Raw genomic sequence first — 26,563 nt, 5'->3', positions numbered from 1 at the left:
TCCGGTTTTTTGTTTCTAAGCCGTCACCTTCAACTGACCCCTCAAAGTGAAGAACCCCGTGGCGGATTGCGGTCCAGCAGCTCCACACTGCCATCCTCGTTCTGCTGTTCCAGAATCACATCGAACCCCCACAGGCGATGCACATGCTTCAGCACCTCGCGACGGCTCTTATCCAGCGGCGTGCGGCTCTGCGGCACATAGCGCAGTGTCAGCGAACGGTCACCGCGCACATCAACGTTGTAAACCTGAATGTTAGGCTCAAGATTACTCAGGTTGTACTGTGCGGAAAGTTGCTGACGAATCGCCCGGTAACCCGCTTCATCGTGGATCGCGGCGATTTCGAGATAGTTATTGCGGTCATCATCCAGCACAGTGAACAGCCGGAAATCGCGCATCACTTTCGGCGACAGGAACTGGCTGATAAAACTCTCATCCTTGAACTCACGCATCGCAAAATGCAGTGTTTCCAGCCAGTCGGAACCGGCGATATCCGGGAACCAGTAGCGGTCCTCTTCCGTTGGCGACTGACAGATGCGCTTGATGTCCTGCATCATCGCAAACCCTAAGGCGTAAGGGTTGATACCGTTGTACCACTGACTGTTATAGGGCGGCTGAAACACCACATTGGTGTGACTGTGCAGGAACTCCATCATAAAGCGTTCCGACACTTTGCCTTCGTCATACAGGTGATTCAGGATGGTGTAGTGCCAGAAGGTTGCCCAGCCCTCATTCATCACCTGGGTCTGTTTCTGTGGATAGAAATACTGGCTTACCTTGCGCACGATGCGCAGGATCTCACGCTGCCAGGACTCCAGCAGCGGGGCGTTTTTTTCCATAAAATAGAGCAGGTTTTCCTGCGGCTCAGAAGGGTAGCGTGCGGCTTCAAAAGCCACCGCCTCGGTCTCACGTCGTGGCAGCGTGCGCCACAAGGTGTTTACCTGACTTTGCAGATACTCTTCACGACTTTTCTGGCGCGCCTTCTCCTCCTGCAGGGAGATCTTCTGCGGGCGTTTATAGCGATCGACGCCATAATTCATTAAGGCATGGCAGGAATCGAGTAGTCGCTCGACCTCTTCGACGCCATAGCGCTCTTCGCAGTCACTGATATAGTTTTTGGCAAACAGCAGATAATCGACAATTGAGCCGGCATCGGTCCAGCTGCGGAACAGATAATTATTTTTGAAGAATGAGTTGTGACCATAGCAGGCATGCGCCATCACCAGCGCCTGCATGGTCATGGTGTTCTCTTCCATCAGGTAGGCGATGCAGGGGTTCGAGTTGATGACAATCTCATAGGCCAGCCCCTGCTGACCGTGCTTATAACGCTGCTCGGTCTCGATAAACTTTTTACCGAATGACCAGTGTGAATAGTTGATGGGCATGCCGACGCTGGAATAGGCATCCATCATTTGTTCAGAGGTGATCACTTCGATTTGGTGCGGGTAGGTATCAAGCCGGTAGAGTTTAGCCACCCGGTCGATCTCTGCTAAATAGACATCAAGCAGTTCGAATGTCCAGTCTGGTCCGTCATTGAGTCGTTTGCTGTCTCTGATGGCTTCGTCAAAGATTGTCGTCATAGCGCACCTCTTTTTTGCAAACCGGCTGACCCGAAAGACAACCCGTTCTGGTTATTTAAGGCTTCGTCCTGAAAAAGGGAACCCGAAAAAAACTGAGCGAACACAACAATGATAGCCCACTGTCGCTTATCCGAAATGCGAACTCAAATGAATTCTTTGGCACAAAATCATTAAGAGTGTTGCAGCAGAGAATTTAACAGCCTTTGATGCGACTATTAATTTAAAATGCGGAATATAATCCTGTTTATAAGCGGAATGTATGGGGTTGAAGGATTCTCCTGCAATGCGCAGATTTAGCTGCCACTGTTGTCATTTATTTCTGTCTTTCGTGATTAAGGCGCATAAAGCGCTGAAATTAGCCGGGCAGCAAGATTTTAGTTACCTGAAAAGTGAAAAAGATGTGAAATGGATGCTGAATTTATGGGGTGATGTCCGCTGTGTAAATCCGCTGACTATCATCTTCTTAACAGTGAATTATGCTTTTACATGCCGGGTGGGGGAGCTATGCACGTTGTAATTCTTGGAAGTGGTGTGGTGGGAGTGGCAAGCGCCTGGTATCTGGCGCGCGCCGGACATCAGGTGACCGTCATCGATCGTCAACCCGCGGCGGCGATGGAGACCAGCGCGGGTAATGCCGGTCAGATCTCACCCGGTTATGCCGCACCCTGGGCCGCGCCAGGCGTGCCATTGAAAGCCGTGAAGTGGATGTTTCAGCGCCACGCGCCGCTGGCTATCCGGCTGGATGGCAGCAGTTTTCAGCTGGAGTGGATGTGGCGCATGCTGCGTAACTGCGACATCAACCACTATCAGCAGAACAAAAGCCGCATGGTACGGATTGCCGAGTACAGTCGCGACTGCATGAAAGCGCTGCGTTCTGAGACCGGCATCGCCTATGAAGGTCGTCAGGGTGGAACATTACAATTGTTCCGCACTCAACAGCAGTTTGACAGCGCCAGCAAAGATATTGCCGTGCTGCGCGACGCGGGCGTGCCCTATGAGCTGTTAGAGGCGCATGAACTGTCACGCGTTGAGCCAGCTCTGGCGGCAACGCAGCATAAACTCACTGGCGGATTACGGCTGCCCAACGATGAAACCGGTGACTGTCAGCTTTTCACTCAGCGTCTGGCAAAAATGGCCGAAGAGGCGGGCGTCGTTTTCCGCTTTAACACCCCGGTTGACCACCTGCTGCGCGATGGCAATCGTATTTATGGTGTGAAGTGTGGTGAGGAGATCATCAAGGCGGATAGTTATGTGGTGGCCTTTGGTTCTTACTCCACCGCGCTGTTAAAAAATGTCATTGATATCCCGGTCTATCCGCTAAAAGGCTACTCTCTGACCATTCCGATTAAAAACCCTGACGCTGCGCCGGTTTCGACCATTCTGGATGAGACTTACAAAGTGGCGGTGACCCGTTTTGACGATCGTATTCGTGTGGGTGGCATGGCAGAGATTGTTGGTTTTAACACCAGACTCACTGAAGCACGTCGGGAAACGCTGGAGATGGTCGTCAGTGATCTCTATCCTGAAGGCGGTCATGTCGCGCAGGCGAGTTTCTGGACCGGGCTGCGTCCGATGACGCCAGACGGTACGCCGATTGTGGGTGCCACGCCAATTTCTAATCTCTGGCTCAATACCGGTCACGGTACGCTGGGCTGGACGATGGCGTGTGGTTCTGGTCAGCTGCTGGCCGATCTCATCTCCGGTAAAAAGCCTGCCATTGCGGCGGATGACTTAGCGGTGTTCCGCTACTTACCCGGTTTCGCGGCGACGTCATCGCCGCTGCGTAACGCCAACGCAACTCGTTAAGTCTTCAGGGAGAGAGAGGATGTCACGTCCGATTATCGCTACCATCAATCAGCAGGCGTTACGTCAGAACCTGGCGGTCGTTCGCCAGGCGGCACCTGCATCCCGCGTCTGGTCAGTGGTGAAAGCGAATGCTTACGGCCATGGTATTGAACGCGTCCGCGAGGCGTTATCTGCCACTGACGGCTTCGCACTGCTTAATATGGAGGAGGCGATTCAGCTGCGTGAGCAGGGCTGGAAAAAACCGATTCTGTTACTGGAGGGATTTTTCCAGCCAGAAGATTTGCAGTTAATCGATCGCTATCGTCTGACTACCAGTGTGCACAGCAACTGGCAAATCAAAGCACTGGCCAGTGCCCAACTCTCTGCCCCGGTTGATATTTATCTCAAAATGAACAGCGGGATGAACCGTCTGGGCTTTCGCCCGGAGCAGGTCAACGGCGCGTGGCAGAAACTGCGGGCGCTGAGCAATGTCGGTGAGATGACGCTGATGGCGCATTTCGCCGATGCTGAAAATCCGCAGGGTTTAGTTGCACCGCTGCAGCGCATTGAGCAGGCGGCAGAAGGGTTGAGCTGCCCGCGATCGCTCTCTAACTCCGCCTGCACCTTATGGCATCCTGAAGCGCATTTTGACTGGGTTCGTCCTGGCATCATTCTGTATGGCGCATCGCCCAGCGGTAACTGGCAGGACATTGCAGGCAGTGGCCTGCAGCCGGTGATGACCTTAAGCAGTGAGATTATCGCGGTTCAGCAATTACAGGCTGGCGATGGCGTGGGTTACGGCTATCGCTATCATGCCAGCACGGCGCAGCGGATTGGCGTGGTGGCCTGCGGTTACGCTGATGGCTATCCGCGTCATGCCCCAACCGGCACGCCGGTCTGCGTCGATGGTGTAATGACGCAGGTGGTGGGAGCCGTCTCCATGGATATGATTACCGTGGACTTAACGCCTTGCCCTCAGGCTGGCATTGGCTCAGCCGTTGAGCTGTGGGGTGAGCAGGTGAAAATCGATCAGGTCGCAAAAGCAGCCGGAACGGTAGGGTATGAGCTGATGTGCGCCCTGGCACCCCGCGTTCCGGTCACCGTTATTTAAGCGCGGTCAGGCTGCCGCGCATCTTTCTGCTGCAGCGCCAGGCGATAAACGCCAGCGCTGCACCCAGCAGCATCATCAGGCTCAGCGAGAGCTTCTCCGCCACCGGCAGCGCAACGATTACCAGGCTGCCTGCTGCACCACCAGCCATCTGAATAAATCCCTGCAGGGCGGACGCCACGCCTGCCTGTTGCTGATACGGCTCCAGCGCATAGCTGGTGGCGGGTCCTACCGTAAAGGCCAGTCCGGCAACCGATACCGCCACCGGGAACATGTAGAGCGCCCAGTGTGTTTGCATTTCCGCCGGAAATATCTGCGTTCCCGCCATCAGTAGTACCGCCCCCAGCAGCATCGTTAAAAAACCCATTGCCAGACAGAAAGGGCGACCCGCTTTGCGAATCGCTTTATTCACAAACATGCTGACAAACATAATCCAGAAACCGTTGGCCCCGAAAGCAAACGAGAACTGGATCGGCGTCAGGCCGCCTTCGGTCATTAATACCTGTGGTGCCAGTGACACGTAGGTCAGCACCATGCCCAGCGCACCGGCATTGGCAAAAGCGAACGCCAGAAAACGCGGCTGACGCAGGATTTCAGCGTACTGCTTAACCGGTAATCCTTTCACCCGCAGGGTATCTGCCGGGCGCGTCTCGGGCAGCCAGATAATCACCAGCAGCGTAATCAGCAGACCATAGGCGCAGAGGAACCAGAAGGGCGCGCGCCAGTCAAAGGCGCTGGCCAGCAGGCCACCCAGTAACGGAGCGAGTGCCGGAACGATATTCAGTGCGCCGTTCAGGAATCCATAGGCGCGTGCGGCATCATCGCCACTCAGGCGGTCGCGCACGCCGCTAAAGGCGACAACGGCGCTACAACAGACGCCACAGCCCTGCACCAGACGAGCAACGACGAACAGCGGGAATGATGTCGCCGTGGCAGCGATAGCACTGCCGGCGATGTAAAGCGCAAGTCCCAGCAGGGCAATCGGCTTGCGGCCATAGTTGTCCACCAGCGGACCCGTGACCAGTTGTCCCAGCCCCATGACCAGCAGAAACAGCGGAATCGTGGTCTGAACCAGGTTAACCGGCGTATCCAGCCCTTCTGCGATTTGTGGCAGCGTGGGCAAATAGAGATCAATGCCTAAGGGTGCCAGCAGCACCAGGCTTAATAACAGCAGCGTAAATTTTTGCATAACAACCAGAGGGTAACGTTCTGTTGAAAAACGATCGAAGAGGGTAATGATTCAGAGGCAAAAAAGATAGAGGAAGTCGTGCGGAAAGTGCGATGCCTGCTGTAAACAGGCATCGCATTAAAGGCCTAGTAGGCGCCGTCGCGGCGTAATACCACCCCTGCGGTTTTAAACAGGATCGCGATATCGGTCCAGAGCGCCCAGTTTTTGACATACCAGGAGTCAAAGTAGACGCGAGTGTCATAGTCGATATCGTTACGTCCGCTGACCTGCCAAAGACCTGTCATGCCGGGTTTGGCCATCAGGTAATAGTCGACATCACCCGCGTAACGCTCCAGCTCCGCTTCGATAACCGGACGCGGACCCACCAGGCTCATCTCGCCGCGGATCACGTTCCATAACTGCGGTAACTCATCCAGACTGGTTTTTCGCAGGAAGCTACCAATACGGGTCACGCGCGGGTCGTTTTTCAGTTTGAAATCTTTGTCCCACTCAATCCGCGCCTCTTCACTGGTTGCCAGTAATTTCTCCAGCACCTCTTTTGAATTGGTCACCATGGAACGGAATTTCAGGCATTTGAATTTTTTGCCATTCTGGCCCACGCGTTCGTGACCATAAATTGCATTGCCGCCATCGCGTTTCACCATGTAGCAGAGCAGGGCGAAGATCGGGCCAAGGAACAGCAGCAGCATTGACGCCACCACGATGTCAAAGGCACGCTTCATGAAACGGGAGGAGTGTTTCGCCAGGTTGTTGCTGACGCGCAGGATCATCACTTCATGGCTAAAGATAAAGGACATGTCCGTACCATAAAGCGGTACACCGCGCAGCGTAGGGATCACTGAGACTGAACGGCAGTTCATCTTCGACAGGAATTTCAGCCAGCGATCGCGCATTGGCTGCTGCTCATACTCCATGGCAACAATAAACTGCACGTTATCGCGGTCAATGGTCTGCCAGTTAATGTCTTTCCAGGTGATAACGGGCACGCCATTCACGCTCTGCTGGGCAGGAACATCATCAACCGAGATAAAGGCCTGCACGTTGTAGCCCAGGATCTCTTCACTCTGCAGCGCCGCATAAGCTTCGGTGGCATTGCGGCCGGAACCGATAATGATGGTCTCTTTCTGCCACTGGCCCGCCTTGTTGATGGCGCGTTTCACCAGAGCACGCATCAGTGGGAGCAGTAGCAGGGCATATGTCCAGCTGAAGACCCACACCATGCGGGAGAAGTCCCATTTAGAAAAAGCGATCAGTGCGAGGTCGAGCAGTGAAAAAACAAATAATGTTTTAACGATCTCTTTAAGCTCAAACCAGAACGGTTTGCGATAAGTATAGTGACGCAGACGTACCCAGAACCAGCCGGTACACATTACTGACATAATAAACTGTGCCACGAAACGATATTCGATCTGGTGCGGTGGAATAAAGGTATCCAGCTCGCCCCAAATACCTTGTATCGTCGCGGCAGATAAAAACAGTGCCAGGTTAAGTGCAATCAGATCGGAAAAGCTCAGGGCGAATTTCACGATGATATTTTTACGCGTGCCGCTCCATGAGCGGCTCGGGCTATTCATTATCAATGTACTTGCCATAAAACCTGCTCTCTTTCTCAAGTAAAAGATGGCCTGACCAGAATCAGGTGCGCGCTCAGGAGTGGGCCTCTGAAAAATTAAAAAATAATTTTCAGTCTGTTGCAGTCAGTAAAGCCAGTTCAGCTGCAAAAAAGATAACGATTAAAGCGTGATGATAATCACGGAATGTTGCAGCATCGAGAATGAGTATGCAGGAGTTATTTGACAGAGTTAATACGGAAAAAATCTGAAAACATCAAAACTGATTAAAGTTTTAAATAGCTAACTTGTGGATTTAATTAGATAAAATAAGGAAGGGGTCAGTTATAACTAAACTGTTTAAGACGCTTTTTAGGAATTACCGCCGAATCTGACGACTGGCGGTAATGATCGCGCATCAGGCAGGTTTCTTTAAAATCCAGCGGTCCTGCTGTTTATCGTAATGGCCGATTTGCAGATTCACCGGTTCACCGTCAATCCAGGCCGGGACGCTGGTATCACGATCCCAGCCATCAAGTTGCGTAATTAAACCGGGATTAGTGTGACAGGGGATACTGACAGTGTCCGGATTCTCACCGCCAAGATCGGCATCAACAATCTCATAACGACCAATTTTAACCACGTGTCCCATTCATTTCTCCCGTTTTTACTGGCATAGAACGTTAAGCTTAGCGTATTGAGAGAAAATAACGTGGCTGAATCATTAGGATTATTCCTTCTCTTCCGCTGGCCGGACACCAATTTTCACAATACGGTTATCCTCTTTCTCAGCAACAGTCCATGTCAGTTGATTCCACTCCACCTGATCGCCGACCACCGGTGAACCGCCGAGCATAGCCAGAACCAGCTGTCCCAGTGACTGCTGATCATTCGTGCTCTCATCCAGTTCCAGTCCGTAAATCTGCGCAACATCGCGCAGGCGAGCTTCTGCATCCAGAATAAAGTCGCCGAAGAAGCGCTGGTCGAGCGAAACCGGCGGTGACTGACTGAACATCTTGCCCAGCGCGGGAAGATCGCGCTCGCGGCCAATGACGCAGATAACGTCGTTCTCTTTCAGACGCGTCCCGCCATTGGGATGCATCAGCACATTGTCACGGAAAAGGGCGGCGATACGCGTCTCTCGTGGCATCTGCAGGTCACGCAGTGCGGCACCGACACACCACTTGTCGGCGCTGAGCTGGTAGACGAACTGCTCCCAGGGATTTTCCGGATGAATATCCAGACCCACACGGCTGATAGGTGAAGCGGTTGGCGGCACCACCACTTTGGCTTTTTTGGCAGCAAAGCCCAGTGAGGTGCCCTGCAGCATCAGGGAGACCAGCACCACGAAGAAAGCGATATTAAAATAGAGCGAAGCGTTCTCTAAGCCTGCCATCATCGGGAAGACCGCAAGAATAATCGGTACCGCACCACGTAAGCCGACCCAGCTGATAAAGACCCGTTCACGGGTCGTGAAGTTGCGAAATGGCAGCAGGCCAATAAAGACCGACAGCGGACGCGCCACCAGAATCAGCCACAGCGAGAGGAGCATGGCTGGCACCGCGATGTGCCACAAATCAGAGGGTGTGACCAGCAGCCCCAGCACAATGAACATGCCAATCTGACTCAGCCAGGCCATACCGTCAAAGGTCTGCAGAATGCCGTGGCGGTTACGAATCGGGCGGTTGCCCAGTAAGAAGCCACAGAGATAGACCGCCAGAATACCGCTGCCCTCTAATACCGTGGTCAGCGCGAACACCAGAATGCCGCCACTCAACGCCAGCAACGGGTAAAGGCCAGGAGCCAGACTGATACGGTTTATCAGTTGCTGCAGCGCCCAGCCGCCGCCCAGGCCTAATACGATACCCAGACCGAACTGCTGTACCAGATGCACCAGGAACATCCAGTCAAGGCCGCTGCGGCCCTGTTCAATCATTTCAATCAGGGTAATGGTGAGAAACACGGCCATCGGGTCGTTGCTGCCCGATTCAATCTCCAGCGTGGAGCTGACGCGCTCATTCAGGCCTTTGTCACCCAGCAGTGAGAAGACCGCAGCAGCATCCGTAGAGCCAATAATGGCGCCAATCAGGAAGCCCTGCATCATGTCGAGGTTAAAGAGCCATGCGGCCACGACGCCCGTTAAACCTGCGGTGATCATCACGCCGACGGTGGCCAGCGACAGCGCAGGCCCGAGCGCGACTTTAAACGAGCTGGCTTTGGTTCGCATACCGCCATCCAGCAGGATGATCGCCAGCGCCAGGTTAGAAATTAAGTAAGCCGCGGGATAGTTATCGAAAGCGATGCCGCCGATACCATCAACACCGGTGAGCATACCCAGTGCGAGGAAGATAACCAGAATAGGAATGCCCAGTCGGGATGAGAAAGAGCTGAGCAGAATGCTCGATGCTACCAGCACGGAACCGATGATAAAAAGACTGTAGACAATAGTGTGGTTCAAACCCGGTCTCCTGAGATATGACAGTGCGCTGCAGCAACTGCTGACAAATATCCATGCTATCTCTGAAAGATAATGTTTTATCAAGGAGTTGTCATTGTGAAAATGATCATTATACCAATTGCTGAAGAGGGTATGGAATCAGATTAATGTGAAGAATGAGGGGGTTGGCAGGCAAGCGGGAGAAAACAGACTGTTTTAGCAGGTTATTCGGCAGATAAAAAAAGCCGGTGATTAACCGGCCTGGTGGATCAGGCTTCCGTTGCCTGTTTATGAAACAGCGATCGGAACACCGGATAGATATCTTCCGGTTCGCGAATATGTTCAATGGCAAAGTTATCGAATGTTGCCTGCAGATGCTCATACTCACGCCACAGCGTCTGATGCGCACGGCGGGTGATTTCGATATAACTGTAATAACGCACGACCGGCAGAATATGCTTCGCCAGAATCTCATGACAGAGCGGTGAATCGTCCGCCCAGTTGTCACCGTCCGATGCCTGCGCCGCGTAGATATTCCACTGCGCCGGGTCATAGCGTTCTTTTACGACTTCATCCATCAGTTTCAGTGCACTGGACACGATGGTGCCGCCCGTCTCCTGAGAGTAGAAGAACTCCTGTTCGTCCACCTCTTTGGCCTGCGTGTGATGACGGATATAAACCACATCAACGTTCTTGTAGGTGCGGCTCAGGAACAGGTAAAGCAGGATATAGAAGCGTTTCGCCATATCCTTGGTGGCCTGATCCATCGAACCTGAGACATCCATCAGACAGAACATGACCGCCTGGCTGGAAGGCTCCGGGCGTTTCTCAAAGTTTTTGTAGCGCAGATCGAAGGTGTCGATAAAGGGCACCCGTTCGATGCGCGCCCGCAATTCAGCGATCTCTTTGCGTAGCCGCTCCTCCTCCAGCAACTGAGCAGGTTCAGTTTTCTCAATCTCCTGCAGCGTCTCTTCCAGTTCATGCAGCATACGGCGTTTCCCTGCCGTCATTGCGGTACGACGCGCCAGTGAGTTCTGCAGCGAACGCACGACGCTGATATTGGCTGGTACGCCGTTAGAGGTGAAACCGGCACGGTGAGTCTTATATTCATTAAGCTGACGATGCTGGTTGCGGCGCAGATTAGGCAGGGCAAGGTCTTCAAACAGCAGGTCAAGGTACTCATCCTTCGAGATCTGAAAGACAAACTCATCCTGTCCTTCACCATCCTGACTGGCATTACCCTGTCCGCTGCCACCGCCGCCGCCGCCCTGGGGACGCTCAACACGGTCATTCTGCACAAAATGGTCGTTACCCGGATGGACCCGATGACGATTTCCGCCGCGTCCCTGATGGAAAATCGGCTCATTGATGTCGTCAATAGGTATAGAGACGGACTCGCCGCTGCTGACGTCGGTCACCGAGCGTTTATTGATGGCCTCGGAGATCGACTGCTTAATTTGCGACTTATAACGGCGAAGAAAGCGCTGGCGGTTAACCGCGCTCTTGTTCTTACCGTTAAGCCGGCGATCGATGAAATAGGCCATGGTATTCCCCCAAACTACATTGTAAGCAGGTCGGGCGCACCCGACCCTGTCAGACCGGTATCACTTACCGGCAAGCTTACCTCTATCAGGACGATTTACGCACACGCAGATACCATTCACACAGCAGGCGAACCTGTTTGCGGGTATAGCCTTTTTCCATCATGCGATCGACAAAATCATCATGTTTTTTCTGCTCATCGGTAGAGGTCTTGGTATTGAACGAAATCACCGGCAGTAACTCCTCGGTATTCGAGAACATTTTCTTCTCAATTACCGTGCGTAACTTCTCGTAACTGGTCCAGTTTGGATTGCGACCATTATTATGTGCTCTGGCGCGCAGCACAAAATTGACGATCTCATTACGGAAGTCTTTCGGGTTACTGATGCCAGCGGGTTTCTCAATTTTCTCCAGTTCCGCATTGAGCGATTCACGATCAAACAGCTGTCCGGTATCGGGATCGCGATACTCCTGATCCTGAATCCAGAAGTCAGCATAAGTGACATAGCGGTCAAAGATGTTCTGACCATACTCAGAGTAGGACTCCAGATAAGCAGTCTGAATCTCTTTGCCGATAAACTCAGCGTATTTAGGAATCAGATAGCCTTTAAGATGTTCAAGGTATTTCTCTGCCTGATCCTGTGGAAACTGCTCACGTTCAATCTGCTGCTCCAGCACATAGAACAGATGAACCGGGTTGGCGGCCACTTCAGCGTGGTCGAAGTTAAACACCCGTGACAGGATTTTAAAGGCAAAGCGGGTCGAGAGACCGTTCATCCCCTCATCCACACCGGCGTAGTCGTGATACTCCTGCCAGGACTTCGCTTTAGGGTCGGTATCTTTGAGGCTTTCACCATCGTACACCCGCATTTTGGAATAGATACTGGAGTTCTCAGGATCTTTCAGGCGCGACAGGATAGAGAAGCGTGCCAGCGTTTCCAGCGTGCCAGGTGCGCAGGGCGAGGTCGCCAGCTCACTGTGGTTAAGCAACTTGTCGTAGATTTTGATCTCTTCAGAGACCCGCAGGCAATAGGGCACCTTGACGATATAGACACGGTCAAGGAACGCCTCATTATTCTTGTTGTTACGGAACGTCACCCATTCAGATTCGTTGGAGTGCGCCAGAATAATGCCGTTGAACGGCAGGGCCGAAATGCCTTCGGTACCGTTATAGTTCCCTTCCTGCGTCGCCGTCAGTAACGGATGCAGCACTTTAATCGGCGCTTTAAACATCTCGACGAACTCCATGATGCCCTGGTTTGCGCGGCAGAGGGCACCGGAATAGCCGTAGGCATCGGGATCGTTTTGCGCATGGTTTTCCAGTTTACGGATATCCACTTTACCCACCAGCGCAGAGATATCCTGGTTGTTCTCATCGCCCGGTTCAGTTTTGGCGATCGCCAGCTGTTCCAGAATCGACGGCCAGACTTTAACGACTTTGAAACGTGAAATATCACCACCAAAATCGTGCAGACGTTTAGCGGCCCAAGGCGACATAATCGTGCCGAGGTAGCGGCGCGGTACGCCATACTCTTTTTCAAGAATGTGCGCATCTTCCTGCGGATTGAACAGGCAAAGAGGGTGGTCATTTACCGGGCTGCGTTCGCCGTCAGCACTGAGCACATAAATAGGCACCCGCTGCATCAGCGACTTAAGCCGTTCCGCCAGTGAGGATTTACCGCCACCGACCGGCCCCAGCAAATAGAGGATCTGTTTTTTCTCTTCCAGTCCCTGAGCGGCATGTTTCAGGTAGGAGACGATCTGTTCAATCGCTTCCTCCATGCCGTAAAACTCCTCGAACGCTGGATAGCGTCCCATCACACGGTTGGAGAATATTCTGGAAAGGCGTGGCTCCTGAGCAGTGTCGACCATTACCGGCTCTCCGATAGCCATTAACAGTCGCTCTGCAGCGTTGGCGTATGCACTGCGATCCTGCTTACAGATAGCAAGAAATTCCTGCAGTGTGAACTCTTCGTCCTTGGCAGCTTCATAACGCTGACGATAGTGATCGAATATATTCATAGCGATGCCCGTCCTTTCGTTTTTAGCACAGGTAAGGAGCACAATTAATGACTTGTAGCAGCTCCCGGAAGATATTCTCTGTTGAGTACAGCAACCCTTATGCCAACCTGATCTTTTTTATCGGGATACACAACGTTTGTGGTTACTCTGCTCGGTCAAATTCTATGCTGTTACTTCTAACTGTAGATGGCTTCTAGGAAATTTCCTCCACGGGTTTAGGTGAATGAGGGGGAGATCAAGAGTATTTCAGGTTTGTCGTGAGATGAGTTCATATGGGTGATGCTTTAACTTAACGTGTTTTTAACCTTAAATGCCACTTTGATTGGTGAGTAACTTAAAGGAATTCGATATAAGTTAATGCAGCCGTAAAAAAACGTTAGACTTCCTGTTTGATTGTTATATTTATGGAATGAATAAATTGTGAACCAATTCAAATTTAAGACGCTTGTTGCACTTCTGCCGTGTTATTTACTGAGCTCGCAGGTCTTTGCCGCACCGCTTTCTCTTGGTGCGTCGGTACTCTATGCCCAGTCACCTTATCGCGGCGGTCAGGATCGCTATCTCCCCCTTCCGGTGATCAACTATGAGGGTGAAGACTTCTGGTTCCGCAGCCTGCAGGGTGGCTACTATCTGTGGAAAGATCCCCAGAACCAGCTGTCGCTGACGCTGCTGGGTTCACCGCAGGAGTACAAACCCAGTGAGAATGACCTGGGCGACATGAAAGGGCTGGATAAACGCCGTATGACGCTGATGGGTGGCGCAACGTATCGTCACGTTGCTGACTGGGGTATCGTCCGTACTTCATTACTGGGCGATGTGCTGAACAACAGCAACGGGATGATGTGGGATTTAACCTACCTTTATCGCTTTGAGATGGGCGACTTCAGTCTTACTCCGGGCATTGGTGCTATCTGGAACAGCGCCAATCAAAACCGTTACTACTACGGTGTCTCCGGCCATGAAAGCGCCCGGACCGGTATTAGTCGCTATACGCCTGATGACAGCTGGTCCCCTTACGTTGAGCTGAATGCCAGCTATCAGATTTCTCCGCAGTGGAATGCCAGCCTCACAGGACGCTACACGCGCTTTGACAGCGAAATCAAAGACAGCCCGATGATTGATAAAAGCGGGCAGGCGTTAATCTGGACGGGTATCAGCTACACCTTCTGATAACGCTTCATTCGCACCAAAAGAGGGCATCTATTGCCCTCTGTTCTTTTACAGGGCCCCGAAAGGGGGCGGGAGAGCAGAATGCGCAACACGATTAACTTTGCTGACTTCAGTAATCTGCCGGTCATTGGCCAGGGCACCTGGTACATGGGCGAGAATCCGGCGCAGCGTTCCGCTGAAATCGCTGCACTGCAGGCAGGTCTTGAATGTGGTTTGCAATTGATTGATACCGCCGAAATGTACGCCGACGGCGGAGCCGAAGAGGTGGTCGGGCAGGCCATGCTGGGGCGTCGCGACAAGGCGCTGCTGGTATCAAAAGTCTATCCGTGGAATGCAGGCGAAGTGGATGCTATTGAAGCCTGTGAGCGCAGCCTGCGCCGTCTGCAGACCGATTATCTTGACCTTTACCTGTTGCACTGGCGCGGTAATGTTCCACTGGAAGAGACCCTGCGCGCCATGGAACGCCTGCAGCAGCAGGGCAAGATCCGTCACTGGGGCGTCTCGAATTTTGACACAGATGACATGGCAGAACTTTGGGATGAACCGGAAGGAAGTCAGTGTACGACCAATCAGGTGCTCTATCATCTGGCGTCACGCGGTATTGAATTTGATCTGCTGCCGGCATGTCAGCAGCGTAAGATGCCGATAATGGCCTACTGTCCGCTGGCACAGGCAGGACGGCTGCGTGACTCACTCTTTACCGACCCGGTACTGACGCAGATTGCACAACAGAAGGGCATCAGCGTCGCGCAGCTTCTGCTGGCCTGGGTCATTCGTCAGCCTGAGGTGATTGCCATTCCCAAAGCCAGCTCAGTCGTTCACGTGCAGGAAAATGCTGCGGCACTGGAGGTCGTCCTGACCGATGAAGAGTTGCAGCTCATCGATCGTGCCTGGCCAGCACCACAGCATAAGTTACCGCTGGATATCGTTTAGCCGCTGACCTTGTCGCCCGCTGCGGCTTTCTTCTTCAGGCGGAAAGTCGTGGCCAGGCGTGCTGGCTTCTCACCTGCGCTGCGTAACGGTTTACTGATGCGCGCCGTCTCCACGCAGACCATGGTTTTATAACCCTCATTCGCCATGTCCGACATGCTGCAGGAGAGTTCCACACCTGGATTCCACGTGACAACGTCACTGTGGTGATGGTGATAAACCTCAATCTGCCGTTGATCCGCCGTATCATTGATCACCGAGCAATCTTCTGCGGCGGTAAAGATACGGTCAATGCGTCCCGGATAACGTTGCTTGCCGTCGCTGCTGCCAGCCTCGCCGTTATTCACCTTGTCGATAAAACTATTGCCCAGACCGGAAACCTCAACGCCGTTGATGTCGCTGACGGTAAAGTAGCTGTGCAGCGCTGCTGTCGCTTCGAAGTCACCGTAGGCTTCAAGTTCGATCTCACAATGCTGGCCCAGGCGGAAGCGGGCAATCAGGGTAAACTCATGCGGCCAGAGCTTCAGCGTCTGTGCATTGCTCTCCAGCACCAGTGTCAGCATCACGCCATCTTCATTCTCATCATGCGCAGTCAGCTTCCACGGCTGAATCCGGGCAAAACCGTGTGCCGGTTCGCCTGCCGGGCCGAACCACGGCCAGCAGATGGGGACACCGCCACGAATTGCTTTGCCTGGTGAGAAGAGACTCTTATCGCTCAGCCAGAGCACCGGCTTCTCACCGCTTGGCTGCCAGGCGATCAGGTGCGCGCCCTGCAGGGTGATCGCAGCCCGAACCTTAGGGTGACTGATGACAATCGCCGGGAGTTCACCTACCTGACGCTGGGTGAGGTAAGGGGAAATCTGATTAACCACCGGCAGAGTAAACAGCTTATCTTGCATGTTCGCTTCCTTCCTGTACGGATAAAAAAAGGGCGACCGAAGTCGCCCTTATTCTCAATGCTGTCTGGCTGCCTTATTTAGCAGAAACCAGTGCAATCAGGTCGAGAACTTTGTTTGAGTAGCCAGTTTCGTTGTCGTACCAGGAAACCAGTTTCACAAAGTTGTCGTTCAGCGCGATACCGGCTTTAGCGTCAAACACTGAAGTCAGGATTTCGCCGTTGAAGTCGGTAGAAACCACGTCATCTTCAACATAGCCCAGAACGTCTTTCATCTCGCCTTCTGCAGCTGCTTTGATTGCAGCACAGATTTCTTTGTAAGACGCCGCTTTTTCCAGACGCACGGTCAGGTCAACAACGGAAACGTTAGGGGTAGGTACGCGGAATGCCATACCGGTCAGTTTGCCGTTCAGCTCTGGCAGAACTTTACCAACGGCTTTCGCTGCGCCAGTTGATGAAGGGATGATGTTCTGCGATGCGCCGCGGCCGCCGCGCCAGTCTTTGTGAGATGGGCCATCAACGGTTTTCTGGGTTGCAGTGGTCGCGTGAACAGTGGTCATCAGACCTTCAACGATGCCGAACTTGTCGTTGATCACTTTGGCCAGTGGTGCCAGGCAGTTGGTGGTACAGGAAGCGTTAGAAACGATATCCTGGCCATCATATTTGTCGAAGTTTGCACCACGAACAAACATTGGGGTGTCATCTTTAGATGGACCGGTCAGAACGACTTTCTTAGCACCCGCGGTGATGTGTTTACGTGCGGTTTCGTCGGTCAGGAAGATACCGGTTGCTTCAGCAACAACGTCAACGCCCACTTCATCCCACTTCAGGTTCGCTGGATCACGTTCAGCAGTAACACGGATTTTTTTACCGTTAACCACCAGTGCGCCATCCTGAACTTCTACGGTGCCGTCGAAACGACCGTGAGTAGAGTCATACTTCAGCATGTACGCCATGTAATCCGCGTCCAGCAGGTCGTTGATAGCAACGATTTCGATGTCAGAACGCTTTTGAGCAGCACGGAAAACGATGCGACCGATACGGCCGAAACCATTGATACCTACTTTGATAGTCATATATTCCACCAGCTATTGGTTAGTGAATAAAAGTTGCCTGTAAAATTACAAAAACCTTACCAGGCGTCAAGCGGAATCGTGTCAATTGTTGCGACAGGTCAATTCGCCTGAAAGGAATTATTCGATGCGCAACCGCTTGCGCGCCGCTCATCATATCGCGCTTCGTCGATTCAATCGCCGAATATATAGGGATGCCCGAAACAAAAGGTGATCGATGTCACAAATCCGCTTAGCAGCAGACGGGCTGAAAGGGTGAGCACAAAAAAAGACCCGGGTTATGTTGATCATTTGTTAGAATAATAGTCGAATTTTTCAGAATGGCACTTCCCCGGAATCCTAAAATGGCTAAAGACACCGCAACCGACGCAAAAATCGCCGAGCTGACAGAGATGCAGCGTTATGTGACACAGCAGCGCGGAACGGAACCGCCTTACAGCGGCGCACTGCTCCACAACAAGCAGGAAGGGATCTACCACTGCCTGGTCTGTGAGGCGCCACTCTTTCTCTCTGAGACCAAGTATGATTCTGGCTGTGGCTGGCCCAGTTTTTATCAGCCAGTAAGTGATGATGCGATTCGTTACATCGAAGATAATTCACATGGCATGCAGCGTGTTGAGATCCGCTGTGGCAGTTGTGATGCGCATCTGGGGCACGTCTTCCCCGATGGCCCGCAACCGACTGGCGAACGCTACTGTGTTAACTCCGCCTCATTGAATTTTACCGACGAGCAGGGCGAACAGACCAAAGGGTAACGGCAATGAAGGAACAACTTGAAGCAATGCTTGCGTCAATGACACCTGAAGTTTATCAGCGGCTGGCGACGGCGGTTGAGATTGGTAAGTGGCCGGATGGTGTGGCGCTGACTCAGGAGCAGCGTGACAACTGCCTGCAACTGGTAATGATGTGGCAGGCAAGGCACAACGACGCGCCACAGCATATGACCATCGGTAAAGGTGGCGAGATGGTGATGAAGTCGAAAAAAGAACTGAAAGAAGAGTTCGGCATCGACCCGGATGTAACACGGATTCATCTGCACTAATCTGCACGAAATAGAGCTGGCGTCGAGCCAGCTCTATCTTTAAATCAAAATAGCGCCCTGAGCGGTCATCTGTGCGAAGGCGATCTCACTGTCCTCTGGATTCAGATTCACTCCGCGGCAACCCTCTTTGACCACCTCAACGTGATACCCCAGCTCCAGCGCATCCAGTACGCTATATTTCACGCAGTAGTCCGTCGCCAGCCCCAGCATCACCAGATGGGTAATGCCACGCTCACGCAGCCAGCTGTCCAGTTCGGTTTTACGGCGATGACCGTTGTCAAAAAAGGCGCTGTAGCTGTCGACATCATGATCTTCGCCTTTGTGGAATGTCGCATCAAACAGCGAGCGATCCAGACCGGGATGAAAATCTGCGCCCGCTGAGCCCTGAATACCGTGATCGGGCCACCAGATCTGCGCCAGACCATTTAATTCGCCCAGGGTGTAAACCGGTTCGCCTGAGATCGAGGCAAAACTGCCGTGATCGGCCGGGTGCCAGTCCTGCAGGGCCAGAACGCACTCACCGTTTTCACGGAACATGCGTGCGTAACGATTTGCCACCTCGACAGTGTGATCACCCTCATGAACGGCCATTGGGCCGCCTGGGCAAAAATCGTTCTGGATATCAATAATGATGAGTGCCCGCTTCATTATTTGTCGCTCCGTTTCAGTCTTCAGTCAGTTCACCGCGCAGATTCTGCTGCATTCTTGCACGGATTTGATCGGCCGACAGATCCTGGCTGAGTAAAAAGTGTAATTTGGTCAATGCTGCTTCTACAGTGAGGTCGAATCCGCTGATTACGCCAGCATGTTCCAGTGCATTGCCGGTAGCGTATCCGCCCATATTCACTTTGCCAGAAATACACTGAGTGAGGTTCACCACCACGATGCCGCGCTCGCTGGCCTGCTGCAGTTCAGCAAGGAATTCTTTGTTTTGCGGTGCGTTACCCACGCCGTAAGAACGCAGGATCAACGCTTTCACCGGCTGACGCAGGAAGTTGCGCACAACGTCTGCTGAAATCCCAGGATAGATGGTGACCACACCAATAGGCTGAGGCGTAATCGTGTGGACCCTGAGCTCGCCCTGACCGGACGGGGCGGGTGGCGTATTGAGGCGGCGAATATGAATGCCCGCTTCCAGCAGCGCAGAAAGGTTTGGCGAAGCAAAGGCATTAAAGCCGTCAGCGTGGGCCTTGGTCGTACGGTTGCCGCGATAAAGGGTGTTATTAAAAAACAGTGATACTTCGCTGATCGGATAGTTAGCCGCGACATAAAGCGAATTTAACAGATTTTGCTGGCCATCTGAGCGCAGCTCAGCCAGTGGAATCTGCGACCCGGTCACAATTACCGGCTTAGCCAGATTTTCCAGCATAAAAGAGAGGGCTGACGCGGTAAACGCCATGGTGTCCGTGCCATGCAAAATCACAAAACCATCGTAGCGATCGTAATTTTGGCGAATATCTTCGGCAATAGACTGCCAGTCTTCCGGTGTCATGTCGGAAGAGTCGATCAGCGGCTGATATTCGTGAATAGTGAAATCAGGCATCTCAGGGCGGTGGAACTCGGGCATGTTTGCCAGCTGCTGCTGCAGGTGTCCGGAGACCGGAATATAGCCCTGCGCCGAGCGTTGCATACCGATTGTCCCGCCAGTGTAGGCTACATAGATATTTTTCTTTTGCATCAGAGAACTCAGACTCGCCATAAAACGCGCAGTATAAGGGGAATAGCGGGGAAAAGCAGCCCGACCAGCGGCCGGGCTGAGAGGTTTATCGCACTTCGCCGCAGTTCAGGCAGAGGGCGTAACGGTTCTGAGGATCGTTTTGTTTGTCAAACAGACCCGGCTGGGCTTTCATGGCACTCATCACATCCAGCATCGGCGCTGGCAGCCAGGCTTTCAGCGTATCCGGCAATACTGCCTGCACAGACGCGTTCATCTGGCTCAGCATCATATCCAGGAAGCTCGGGTCATCCTGATACCAGCTCAGCATAGGTTTATCGACTTTCGCCAGCTCGCCTGCTTTCTTCACGGCATCATCAAAGTCACCCAGCGCATCAACCAGACCATTGGCTTTTGCATCGCTGCCGGTCCAGACGTGGCCCTGGGCAATGGCATCAATCTGCTCTGGTGTTTTGTGACGCGACTTCGCCACCAGACCCACAAAGTTGCGGTAGCCATTTTCGATGGTCAGCTGCATCATCTGCTGAACTTCGGCTGGCAACGCTTTGGTGGTAGAGATATCCGCCAGCGGGGAGGTCGCGACACCATCTGTGTGTACGCCAATGCTGTCCAGACTGTTCTCCAGCGTATTGATCACGCCAAAGATACCAATCGAGCCGGTTAGCGTGCTCGGGTTCGCCACGATGTAGCTGGCGGGTGTTGAGATCCAGTAACCACCGGATGCCGCCATACCGCCCATTGAAACCACGATCGGCTTGCCCGCGGCCTGAGCCGCTGCCAGCTCTTCACGAATGGCTTCAGAAGCCGTGACGCTGCCGCCCGGGCTGTTTACCCGCAGAATGATCGCTTTGATTTTCGGATCAAGACGCGCATCGCGAATCTGAGCTGCCGTGGTGTCGCCGCCGACGTTGCCCGGCGTCTCTTCGCCATCCATGATGGCTCCGCTGGCCATGACGACGGCGATGTTGCCATCCTGCTGAGAGCCAGCCGGTTTCACGCTGTAGTCATAAATGCTGACGCTGCGATAATCATTGCTCTGCTTATCCAGACCAAAGGTCTTTATCAGTTCTTCATCCGCTGCTGCACGGGAACCCAGCGTATCAACCAGCTTATTGTCCAGTGCATATTGCGCGGTATCGCCTTTCACCGCGTTCAATCCGGCAATGATTGCCGCTGCGCCCGGGAAGAGTTGCTCAGGCGTAATCTGACGATTGGCCGCCACGGTGTTCAGGTAATTCTGCCACAGCTGACCGACCCAGCGGCTGTCAGCATCCCGTGCAGCAGGGGACATATCGTCACGCAGGAACGGTTCTACCGCGGATTTATAAGTCCCGACACGGAAAACGTGTGAGGTGACTTTCAGCTTATCCAGCAGCGTTTTGTAGTAAAGCCCGTTGGTGGCGAAACCATGCAGATCCACGCTGCCCTGCGGCGACAGATAGATTTTAGTGGCGTAGCTGGCAAGGTAGTACTGCGCCTGGCTGTAGCTGTCGCCCAGTGCATAAATCGGCTTGCCGCTGTCACGGAATTCCCGTAATGCTTTTCCGACATATTGCAGCGAAGGCTGATCACCGCCGGCAAATTCGCGTAAATCCAGCACGATGCCTTTAATGTTGCTGTCGCCTTTTGCCTGGCGAATCGCGTCGACCACATCAAACAACGAATTTTCCTGTAGGCGGTCACTGCTGGCACCCAGCAGCTGGCGGCCGATTTTACTCAGACGATTGCTCACCGAGGGTTTATCCACCAGTACGCCGCTGAGATCGACTTTCAGTGCGCCTTGCTGAATCGGCGCTGAACTGCCGCCCGATCCGCTGACCTGCAGCCAGATCCCTGCACACACCACAATCAACAAAATCAGGAAAATATTCAGAATAAATTCCCTGATAAAATTCAATACCCGCCAGCTCCAGCGGAACAGACCTGCAATTATTCGCCACAATGTGCGCATCAGACTCTCCATAAATATGTAGCAGGAAGTGGCCGCCGCGCGGACCAGACTTCCCCGACGAGCTCATCCTAAAGAGCGGCGTGTTAAAAGTCAGCAGGAAATCACTGTGCACTGTTACAAAAAATCTGCCTGTGCCAGGATAACGGCCACATTACAGAGATCGGGAGAGAAACATGGACGCACTTGAATTACTGGTCAACCGACGTTCGGCCTCACGCCTGACAGAGCCGGCACCGGCAGGTGACGCGCTGGAAAACATTCTGCGGGCTGGCATGCGCGCACCAGATCATGGGACGCTGCAGCCCTGGCGTTTTATCATTGTAGAAAATGAGGGACGCGACCGGATGAGCCAGCTGCTGGAGAAAGCAGCCCACGATAATCAGCTGGATGAAAAGGCGATTAACAAAGCGAGCCAGGCACCGTTTCGCGCGCCGATGATCATCACGGTAGTGGCGCATTGTGAAGAGCACCATAAAGTGCCGCGCTGGGAACAGATCGCCTCGGCAAGCTGTGCCGTGATGGCGATGCAGATGGCGGCCGTGGCCCAGGGCTTCAACGGTATCTGGCGCAGTGGAGCCTGGACCGATGACGAGCAGGTACGCCAGGCCTTTGGCTGCCGCGAGCAGGATGCTATCGTCGGCTTTCTCTATCTGGGCACCCCGCAACTGAAATCCAGCACTACTGTGCTCCCGCCAGACACTGCGCCTTTCGTCCGTTACTTCTGATTGTCTGCGGGTTCGGGCAGGGTGCTCTTCAGCCCTGCCTTTTGCACGGTTCCTGTGCGAACGATCGCTAACACCGCGTATCACGCTTACGCCAGAAGAGCAGCCAGGCTAACATAGCCCGCGAGATGCAAACCGACAGCGAACAACCGGTTATCAACGTGTTCCCCTGATGTTAAGGATTACCTGATTCAATGCGTTTGTTTATTGCGGAAAAACCGAGCCTTGGGCGTGCTATCGCGGATGTATTACCGAAACCGCATCGACGCGGTGATGGCTTCATTGCCTGCGGCAACGATCAGATCGTCACCTGGTGCGTAGGCCATCTTCTGGAGCAGGCACAACCCGACAGTTATGACAGCCGTTATGCGCGCTGGTCGCTGGCCGATCTGCCGATCATTCCGGAAAAGTGGCAGCTTAAACCTCGTCCCTCGGTCGCGAAGCAGCTGAAAGTGGTTGAGGGATTGCTGGCGCAGGCGAGCGAAGTGGTGCATGCCGGTGACCCGGATCGGGAAGGGCAGTTGCTGGTGGATGAGGTACTCGATTACCTGAATCTGTCACCAGAAAAACGTAAAAACGTGCAGCGCTGCCTGATCAACGATCTCAATCCTCAGGCGGTGGACCGGGCGGTAAACCGCCTGCGTGAGAATCGCGAGTTTATCCCGTTATGCGTTTCCGCGCTGGCCCGCGCGCGTGCTGACTGGCTCTACGGCATTAACATGACCCGTGCCTGGACACTTCTCGGGCGTAATGCGGGCTATGACGGTGTGCTGTCGGTTGGCCGCGTACAGACGCCGGTGCTGGGGCTGGTCGTCCGGCGCGATGAAGAGATCGAAAACTTCGTGCCGAAAGATTACTTCGAAGTGAAGGCCCATATTATCACGCCTGATGGCACTCAGTTTATCGCCAGCTGGATCCCCAGCGAAGCCTGTGAGCCGTGGCAGGATGAAGAGGGCCGTCTGCTCAAGCGTGCGCTGGCCGATCATGTGGTGGCGCGCATTACCGGCCAGCCTGCAACGGTCACCGCTTACAGTGATAAGCGTGAAAATGAAGTGGCTCCGCTGCCATTCTCCCTCTCCAGCCTGCAAATCGAGGCGGCTAAACGCTACGGGCTGAGTGCGCAGACGGTGCTGGATACCTGCCAGCGGCTCTATGAAACGCATAAACTGATTACCTATCCCCGTTCAGACAGCCGTTACCTGCCGGAAGAGCATTTTGCCGGTCGACATGCGGTATTAAAGGCGATACAAGCCCATCAGTCGCAGCTGATCCCGCCCGGAGACTTCGATGCCGATCGCAGAAACCGCTGCTGGGACGATAAAAAAGTGGATGCCCACCACGCCATTATCCCCACGGCGCGTTCCAGCGCGGTTAAGCTCAGTGAAAACGAGCAGAATATTTATGAGCTGGTGGCGCGCCAGTATCTGATGCAGTTCTGCCCCGATTCCGTGTTCCGCAAATGCGTCATCGACCTTGATATTGCGGGCGGAAAATTCGTGGCGAAAGCGCGTTTTCTTGCAGAAGCAGGCTGGCGCGCGCTGCTGGGCAGTAAAGAGCGGGATGAAGAGAATGATGGTATGCCGCTGCCGGTAGTGGCAAAAGGGGATGAGCTTCTGTGCGAGCGGGGCGAGGTGCTGGCGAAGCAGACACAACCGCCGCGCCCGTTTACCGATGCCACCATTCTTTCCGCGATGACCGGTATTGCCCGTTTTGTTCAGGATAAAGAATTAAAGAAAGTGCTGCGTGCGACCGATGGTTTAGGAACGGAAGCCACACGCGCCGGCATTATCGAATTACTGTTTCGTCGTGGCTTCCTGGTGAAGAAGGGCCGTTACATCAATTCGACTGATGCCGGACGTGCCCTTATTCACTCGTTGCCCGATCTGGCTGCCCGCCCGGATATGACCGCGCAGTGGGAATCGACACTGACGCGTATCAGTGAAAAGGCCTGCCGCTATGATGAGTTCATGCAGCCGCTGGTGCAGACCTTAACGACGCTTATCCAGCAGGCGCGACAGCAGCCTGCGGCGCATGCATTTCGGGGATTACCGTCCACCGGACAGAAACGTCCGGTGCGCAAAACCAGGCGTAAAGTGAAGGAGACGGAATGAGGCGTTATTCAGTATTACTGGTCATCGCCCTGACGCTGGCGACCAGCGCAGCGCAGGCGAACAGTCGTTATCAGTCGATGCCACCGCAGGGTAACAGCGGTGGGAATACTGACGTGGTAGTAGATATCCCCCCCGAAGCCTGGACGCAGGCTGAGCGACGTCAGCCAGACTGTCTTCGCTGCTGTATCTTTGAGAACCGTAATTATACGGAAGGTGCGGTGGTGAAATCAGAGGGTGTGTTACTGCAATGCACCCGTGATGAACACTCCATTGGCACCAACAACCTGATCTGGAAGATCGTCAAATAGCCGTCGCGTGGCGCTCTGCCACGCGACCGTCAGTTAAAAGCGGAAGGTTGACCAGATGGGTGCATGGTCAGAAGGTTTCTCCATGCTCCGGATAGCATAATCAATGCCGGTCTCGACGCAGTGTGACGCCAGGTTTTTACTTGCCAGCACCAGATCAATACGTAACCCGCGATTATCATCAAACCCTTTCGAACGGTAATCGAACCATGAGAAACGGTCCGCCACTTCCGGATTGTGCTCACGCCAGGTATCAACCAGTCCCCAGCTCAGCAGGCGATCCATCCATTCGCGCTCTTCCGGCAGGAATGAGCATTTGCCGGTGCGCAGCCAGCGCTTACGGTTATCCTCACCAATACCAATATCCAAATCGGTGCTGCTGATATTCATGTCGCCCATAATCAGAACCGGCTTATCAGCAGGCAGATCGTCGGTCAGCAGACGTTGCAGATCGCGGTAGAATTTCTCTTTAGCCGGAAATTTTGTGGGATGGTCACGACTTTCTCCCTGTGGGAAATAGCCGTTAATTACGGTGATATCGCCAATCGGGCTGGGAATTTCCGCGACGATCAGACGGCGCTGGGATTCTTCGTCATCATCCGGAAATCCCCGACTGACCGACACGGGCTGAGCTTTGGTGAGCAATGCCACGCCATAATGGCCTTTCTGTCCATGATAGAAGACGTGATAACCGAGCTTTGACACCTCTTCCAGCGGGAACATGTCATCATGAACTTTGGTTTCCTGCAGACCGATCACATCCGGCTGATGCTGTTCGACAAGCGCCTGAAGCTGGTGCGGGCGGGCGCGCAACCCATTGATGTTAAATGAAACAAATTTCATGAGATCGACCATTGTTCAGCAAGTGATAGCCGGAGATGGTAACGATTTTTATGCATAAAGTCATGGCAGAACAGGGGAAGATTGGTCGAAAGCGGGTAAGGAATTATCGGGTAGCGCAGAAGGGCGATGCTGCACACGAACCTTAATCGAAGGTTCTCATCCCTCTCCCCGCAGAACAGGAAGCTTGGGTAGTTTTTTGGGATTCATATGCGATTTGCAGAATGGTGGTGGGAGAAGGATTATTCGGCGCGTTGCGCCTCACCCTGCGGGCCGCGCTGAAGCGCGTTGTCACGAGATGCTCGACACGAACCTTGATCGAAGGTTCTCATCCCTCTCCCCGCAGAACAGGAAGCTTGGGTAGTTTTTTGGGATTCGTGTGCGATATGCAGAATGGTGGTGGGAGAAGGATTATTCGGCGCGTTGCGCCTCACCCTGCGGGCCGCGCTGAAGCGCGTTGTCTCGCGATGCTCGACACGAACCTTAATCGAAGGTTCTCATCCCTCTCCCCGCAGAACAGGAAGCTTGGGTAGTTTTTTGGGATTCATATGCGATTTGCAGAATGGTGGTGGGAGAAGGATTCGAACCTTCGAAGTCTGTGACGGCAGATTTACAGTCTGCTCCCTTTGGCCGCTCGGG

22 protein-coding genes and 2 other RNA genes are annotated in these 26,563 nt (G+C 53.5%); 9 read left to right on the top strand and 15 right to left on the bottom strand.

The genetic code is table 11. The annotated features are described in order from the left end of the window. Nucleotides 1-41 precede the first annotated feature (41 nt). Nucleotides 42-1,577: a SpoVR family protein gene (locus Q7C21_RS14230; RefSeq protein ID WP_003852729.1), complete on the bottom strand. Its 1,536-nt coding sequence runs from the start codon at nt 1,575-1,577 to the stop codon at nt 42-44. Between the two features lie 504 nt (nt 1,578-2,081). Between Q7C21_RS14230 and Q7C21_RS14225 the strand changes: the two genes are divergently transcribed. Both Q7C21_RS14225 and dadX read left to right on the top strand, forming a co-directional pair. Further along, nucleotides 2,082-3,383, top strand: a complete 1,302-nt coding sequence (locus Q7C21_RS14225; RefSeq protein ID WP_033762787.1) for a D-amino acid dehydrogenase — start codon at nt 2,082-2,084, stop codon at nt 3,381-3,383. Between the two features lie 19 nt (nt 3,384-3,402). After that, nucleotides 3,403-4,473, top strand: coding sequence for a catabolic alanine racemase DadX (gene dadX / locus Q7C21_RS14220; RefSeq protein WP_039660087.1), 1,071 nt, complete (start codon nt 3,403-3,405; stop codon nt 4,471-4,473). On the opposite strand, the gene Q7C21_RS14215 is transcribed toward dadX, so the two are convergent. The 6 genes from Q7C21_RS14215 to yeaG form a co-directional block, all read right to left on the bottom strand. Further along, entirely contained in the window at nt 4,466-5,659 is a 1,194-nt protein-coding gene (locus Q7C21_RS14215) for a multidrug effflux MFS transporter (protein WP_008925308.1), read from the bottom strand. The two genes, dadX and Q7C21_RS14215, sit on opposite strands and share 8 nt — an antisense overlap. 125 nt (nt 5,660-5,784) lie before the next feature. Continuing rightward, complete coding sequence (wbaP, locus tag Q7C21_RS14210; protein WP_008925307.1) at nt 5,785-7,251, bottom strand: undecaprenyl-phosphate galactose phosphotransferase WbaP; 1,467 nt, start codon at nt 7,249-7,251, stop codon at nt 5,785-5,787. Between the two features lie 376 nt (nt 7,252-7,627). Further along, nucleotides 7,628-7,861: a DUF1480 family protein gene (locus Q7C21_RS14205; RefSeq protein ID WP_003852736.1), complete on the bottom strand. Its 234-nt coding sequence runs from the start codon at nt 7,859-7,861 to the stop codon at nt 7,628-7,630. A gap of 78 nt (nt 7,862-7,939) precedes the next feature. Next, on the bottom strand, nt 7,940-9,667 hold the full coding sequence (locus Q7C21_RS14200) for a potassium/proton antiporter (protein WP_003852737.1): 1,728 nt from the start codon (nt 9,665-9,667) through the stop codon (nt 7,940-7,942). A 248-nt stretch (nt 9,668-9,915) separates the two neighbouring features. Beyond that, nucleotides 9,916-11,190: a YeaH/YhbH family protein gene (locus Q7C21_RS14195; RefSeq protein WP_003852738.1), complete on the bottom strand. Its 1,275-nt coding sequence runs from the start codon at nt 11,188-11,190 to the stop codon at nt 9,916-9,918. 85 nt (nt 11,191-11,275) lie between these two features. Further along, the gene (yeaG, locus tag Q7C21_RS14190; RefSeq protein WP_003852739.1) at nt 11,276-13,210 is read right to left on the bottom strand and encodes a protein kinase YeaG; all 1,935 of its coding nucleotides are present in this window, start codon (nt 13,208-13,210) and stop codon (nt 11,276-11,278) included. Nucleotides 13,211-13,630: 420 nt separating this feature from the next. Between yeaG and Q7C21_RS14185 the strand changes: the two genes are divergently transcribed. Beyond that, nucleotides 13,631-14,380, top strand: coding sequence for a MipA/OmpV family protein (locus Q7C21_RS14185; RefSeq protein ID WP_375150807.1), 750 nt, complete (start codon nt 13,631-13,633; stop codon nt 14,378-14,380). Between the two features lie 81 nt (nt 14,381-14,461). Next, the gene (locus Q7C21_RS14180; protein ID WP_375150806.1) at nt 14,462-15,313 is read left to right on the top strand and encodes an aldo/keto reductase; all 852 of its coding nucleotides are present in this window, start codon (nt 14,462-14,464) and stop codon (nt 15,311-15,313) included. On the opposite strand, the gene Q7C21_RS14175 is transcribed toward Q7C21_RS14180, so the two are convergent. Both Q7C21_RS14175 and gapA read right to left on the bottom strand, forming a co-directional pair. Continuing rightward, the gene (locus Q7C21_RS14175) at nt 15,310-16,209 is read right to left on the bottom strand and encodes a D-hexose-6-phosphate mutarotase (protein WP_003852745.1); all 900 of its coding nucleotides are present in this window, start codon (nt 16,207-16,209) and stop codon (nt 15,310-15,312) included. The genes Q7C21_RS14180 and Q7C21_RS14175 overlap by 4 nt on opposite strands. A gap of 73 nt (nt 16,210-16,282) precedes the next feature. Then, complete coding sequence (gene gapA, locus Q7C21_RS14170) at nt 16,283-17,281, bottom strand: glyceraldehyde-3-phosphate dehydrogenase (protein ID WP_003852747.1); 999 nt, start codon at nt 17,279-17,281, stop codon at nt 16,283-16,285. A 341-nt stretch (nt 17,282-17,622) separates the two neighbouring features. Between gapA and msrB the strand changes: the two genes are divergently transcribed. Together msrB and Q7C21_RS14160 are read left to right on the top strand one after the other, a co-directional pair. Further along, entirely contained in the window at nt 17,623-18,033 is a 411-nt protein-coding gene (msrB, locus tag Q7C21_RS14165) for a peptide-methionine (R)-S-oxide reductase MsrB (protein ID WP_003852748.1), read from the top strand. Between the two features lie 5 nt (nt 18,034-18,038). Next, nucleotides 18,039-18,320 carry a YeaC family protein gene (locus Q7C21_RS14160; protein ID WP_003852750.1) on the top strand — a complete coding sequence of 94 codons (282 nt, stop codon included), beginning with the start codon at nt 18,039-18,041 and terminating at the stop codon, nt 18,318-18,320. 39 nt (nt 18,321-18,359) lie between these two features. Here the strand turns inward: Q7C21_RS14160 and pncA are convergent, their stop codons facing one another. The 3 genes from pncA to sppA form a co-directional block, all read right to left on the bottom strand. After that, nucleotides 18,360-18,968 carry a bifunctional nicotinamidase/pyrazinamidase gene (gene pncA, locus Q7C21_RS14155; protein ID WP_003852752.1) on the bottom strand — a complete coding sequence of 203 codons (609 nt, stop codon included), beginning with the start codon at nt 18,966-18,968 and terminating at the stop codon, nt 18,360-18,362. A 16-nt stretch (nt 18,969-18,984) separates the two neighbouring features. Next, on the bottom strand, nt 18,985-19,998 hold the full coding sequence (gene ansA / locus Q7C21_RS14150; RefSeq protein WP_008925303.1) for an asparaginase: 1,014 nt from the start codon (nt 19,996-19,998) through the stop codon (nt 18,985-18,987). Between the two features lie 85 nt (nt 19,999-20,083). After that, complete coding sequence (gene sppA / locus Q7C21_RS14145) at nt 20,084-21,946, bottom strand: signal peptide peptidase SppA (RefSeq protein WP_375150805.1); 1,863 nt, start codon at nt 21,944-21,946, stop codon at nt 20,084-20,086. Between the two features lie 173 nt (nt 21,947-22,119). Between sppA and Q7C21_RS14140 the strand changes: the two genes are divergently transcribed. From Q7C21_RS14140 to Q7C21_RS14130, 3 genes are all read left to right on the top strand, one after another. Then, nucleotides 22,120-22,671 carry an NAD(P)H nitroreductase gene (locus Q7C21_RS14140; protein ID WP_375150804.1) on the top strand — a complete coding sequence of 184 codons (552 nt, stop codon included), beginning with the start codon at nt 22,120-22,122 and terminating at the stop codon, nt 22,669-22,671. A 191-nt stretch (nt 22,672-22,862) separates the two neighbouring features. Then, nucleotides 22,863-24,779, top strand: coding sequence for a DNA topoisomerase III (locus Q7C21_RS14135; protein ID WP_286863405.1), 1,917 nt, complete (start codon nt 22,863-22,865; stop codon nt 24,777-24,779). Then, entirely contained in the window at nt 24,776-25,087 is a 312-nt protein-coding gene (locus Q7C21_RS14130; protein ID WP_154926320.1) for a DUF1496 domain-containing protein, read from the top strand. Before Q7C21_RS14135 ends, Q7C21_RS14130 begins: the two co-directional genes overlap by 4 nt. A gap of 33 nt (nt 25,088-25,120) precedes the next feature. On the opposite strand, the gene xthA is transcribed toward Q7C21_RS14130, so the two are convergent. The 3 genes from xthA to Q7C21_RS14115 all read right to left on the bottom strand — a co-directional run bounded on the left by xthA (nt 25,121) and on the right by Q7C21_RS14115 (nt 26,446). Next, nucleotides 25,121-25,927, bottom strand: coding sequence for an exodeoxyribonuclease III (gene xthA / locus Q7C21_RS14125; protein ID WP_033762790.1), 807 nt, complete (start codon nt 25,925-25,927; stop codon nt 25,121-25,123). 222 nt (nt 25,928-26,149) lie between these two features. Further along, a non-coding RNA gene (locus tag Q7C21_RS14120) (RtT sRNA) lies at nt 26,150-26,277 on the bottom strand. A 41-nt stretch (nt 26,278-26,318) separates the two neighbouring features. Beyond that, nucleotides 26,319-26,446, bottom strand: a non-coding RNA gene (locus Q7C21_RS14115) — RtT sRNA. Nucleotides 26,447-26,563 lie beyond the last annotated feature (117 nt).

Source organism: Pantoea sp. ANP04 (assembly GCF_041982285.1).
GTDB classification, from domain to species: domain Bacteria; phylum Pseudomonadota; class Gammaproteobacteria; order Enterobacterales; family Enterobacteriaceae; genus Pantoea; species Pantoea eucalypti.
Note: the sequence above shows the minus strand (reverse complement) of the source record. Positions and strands in the feature narration are given on the sequence as shown.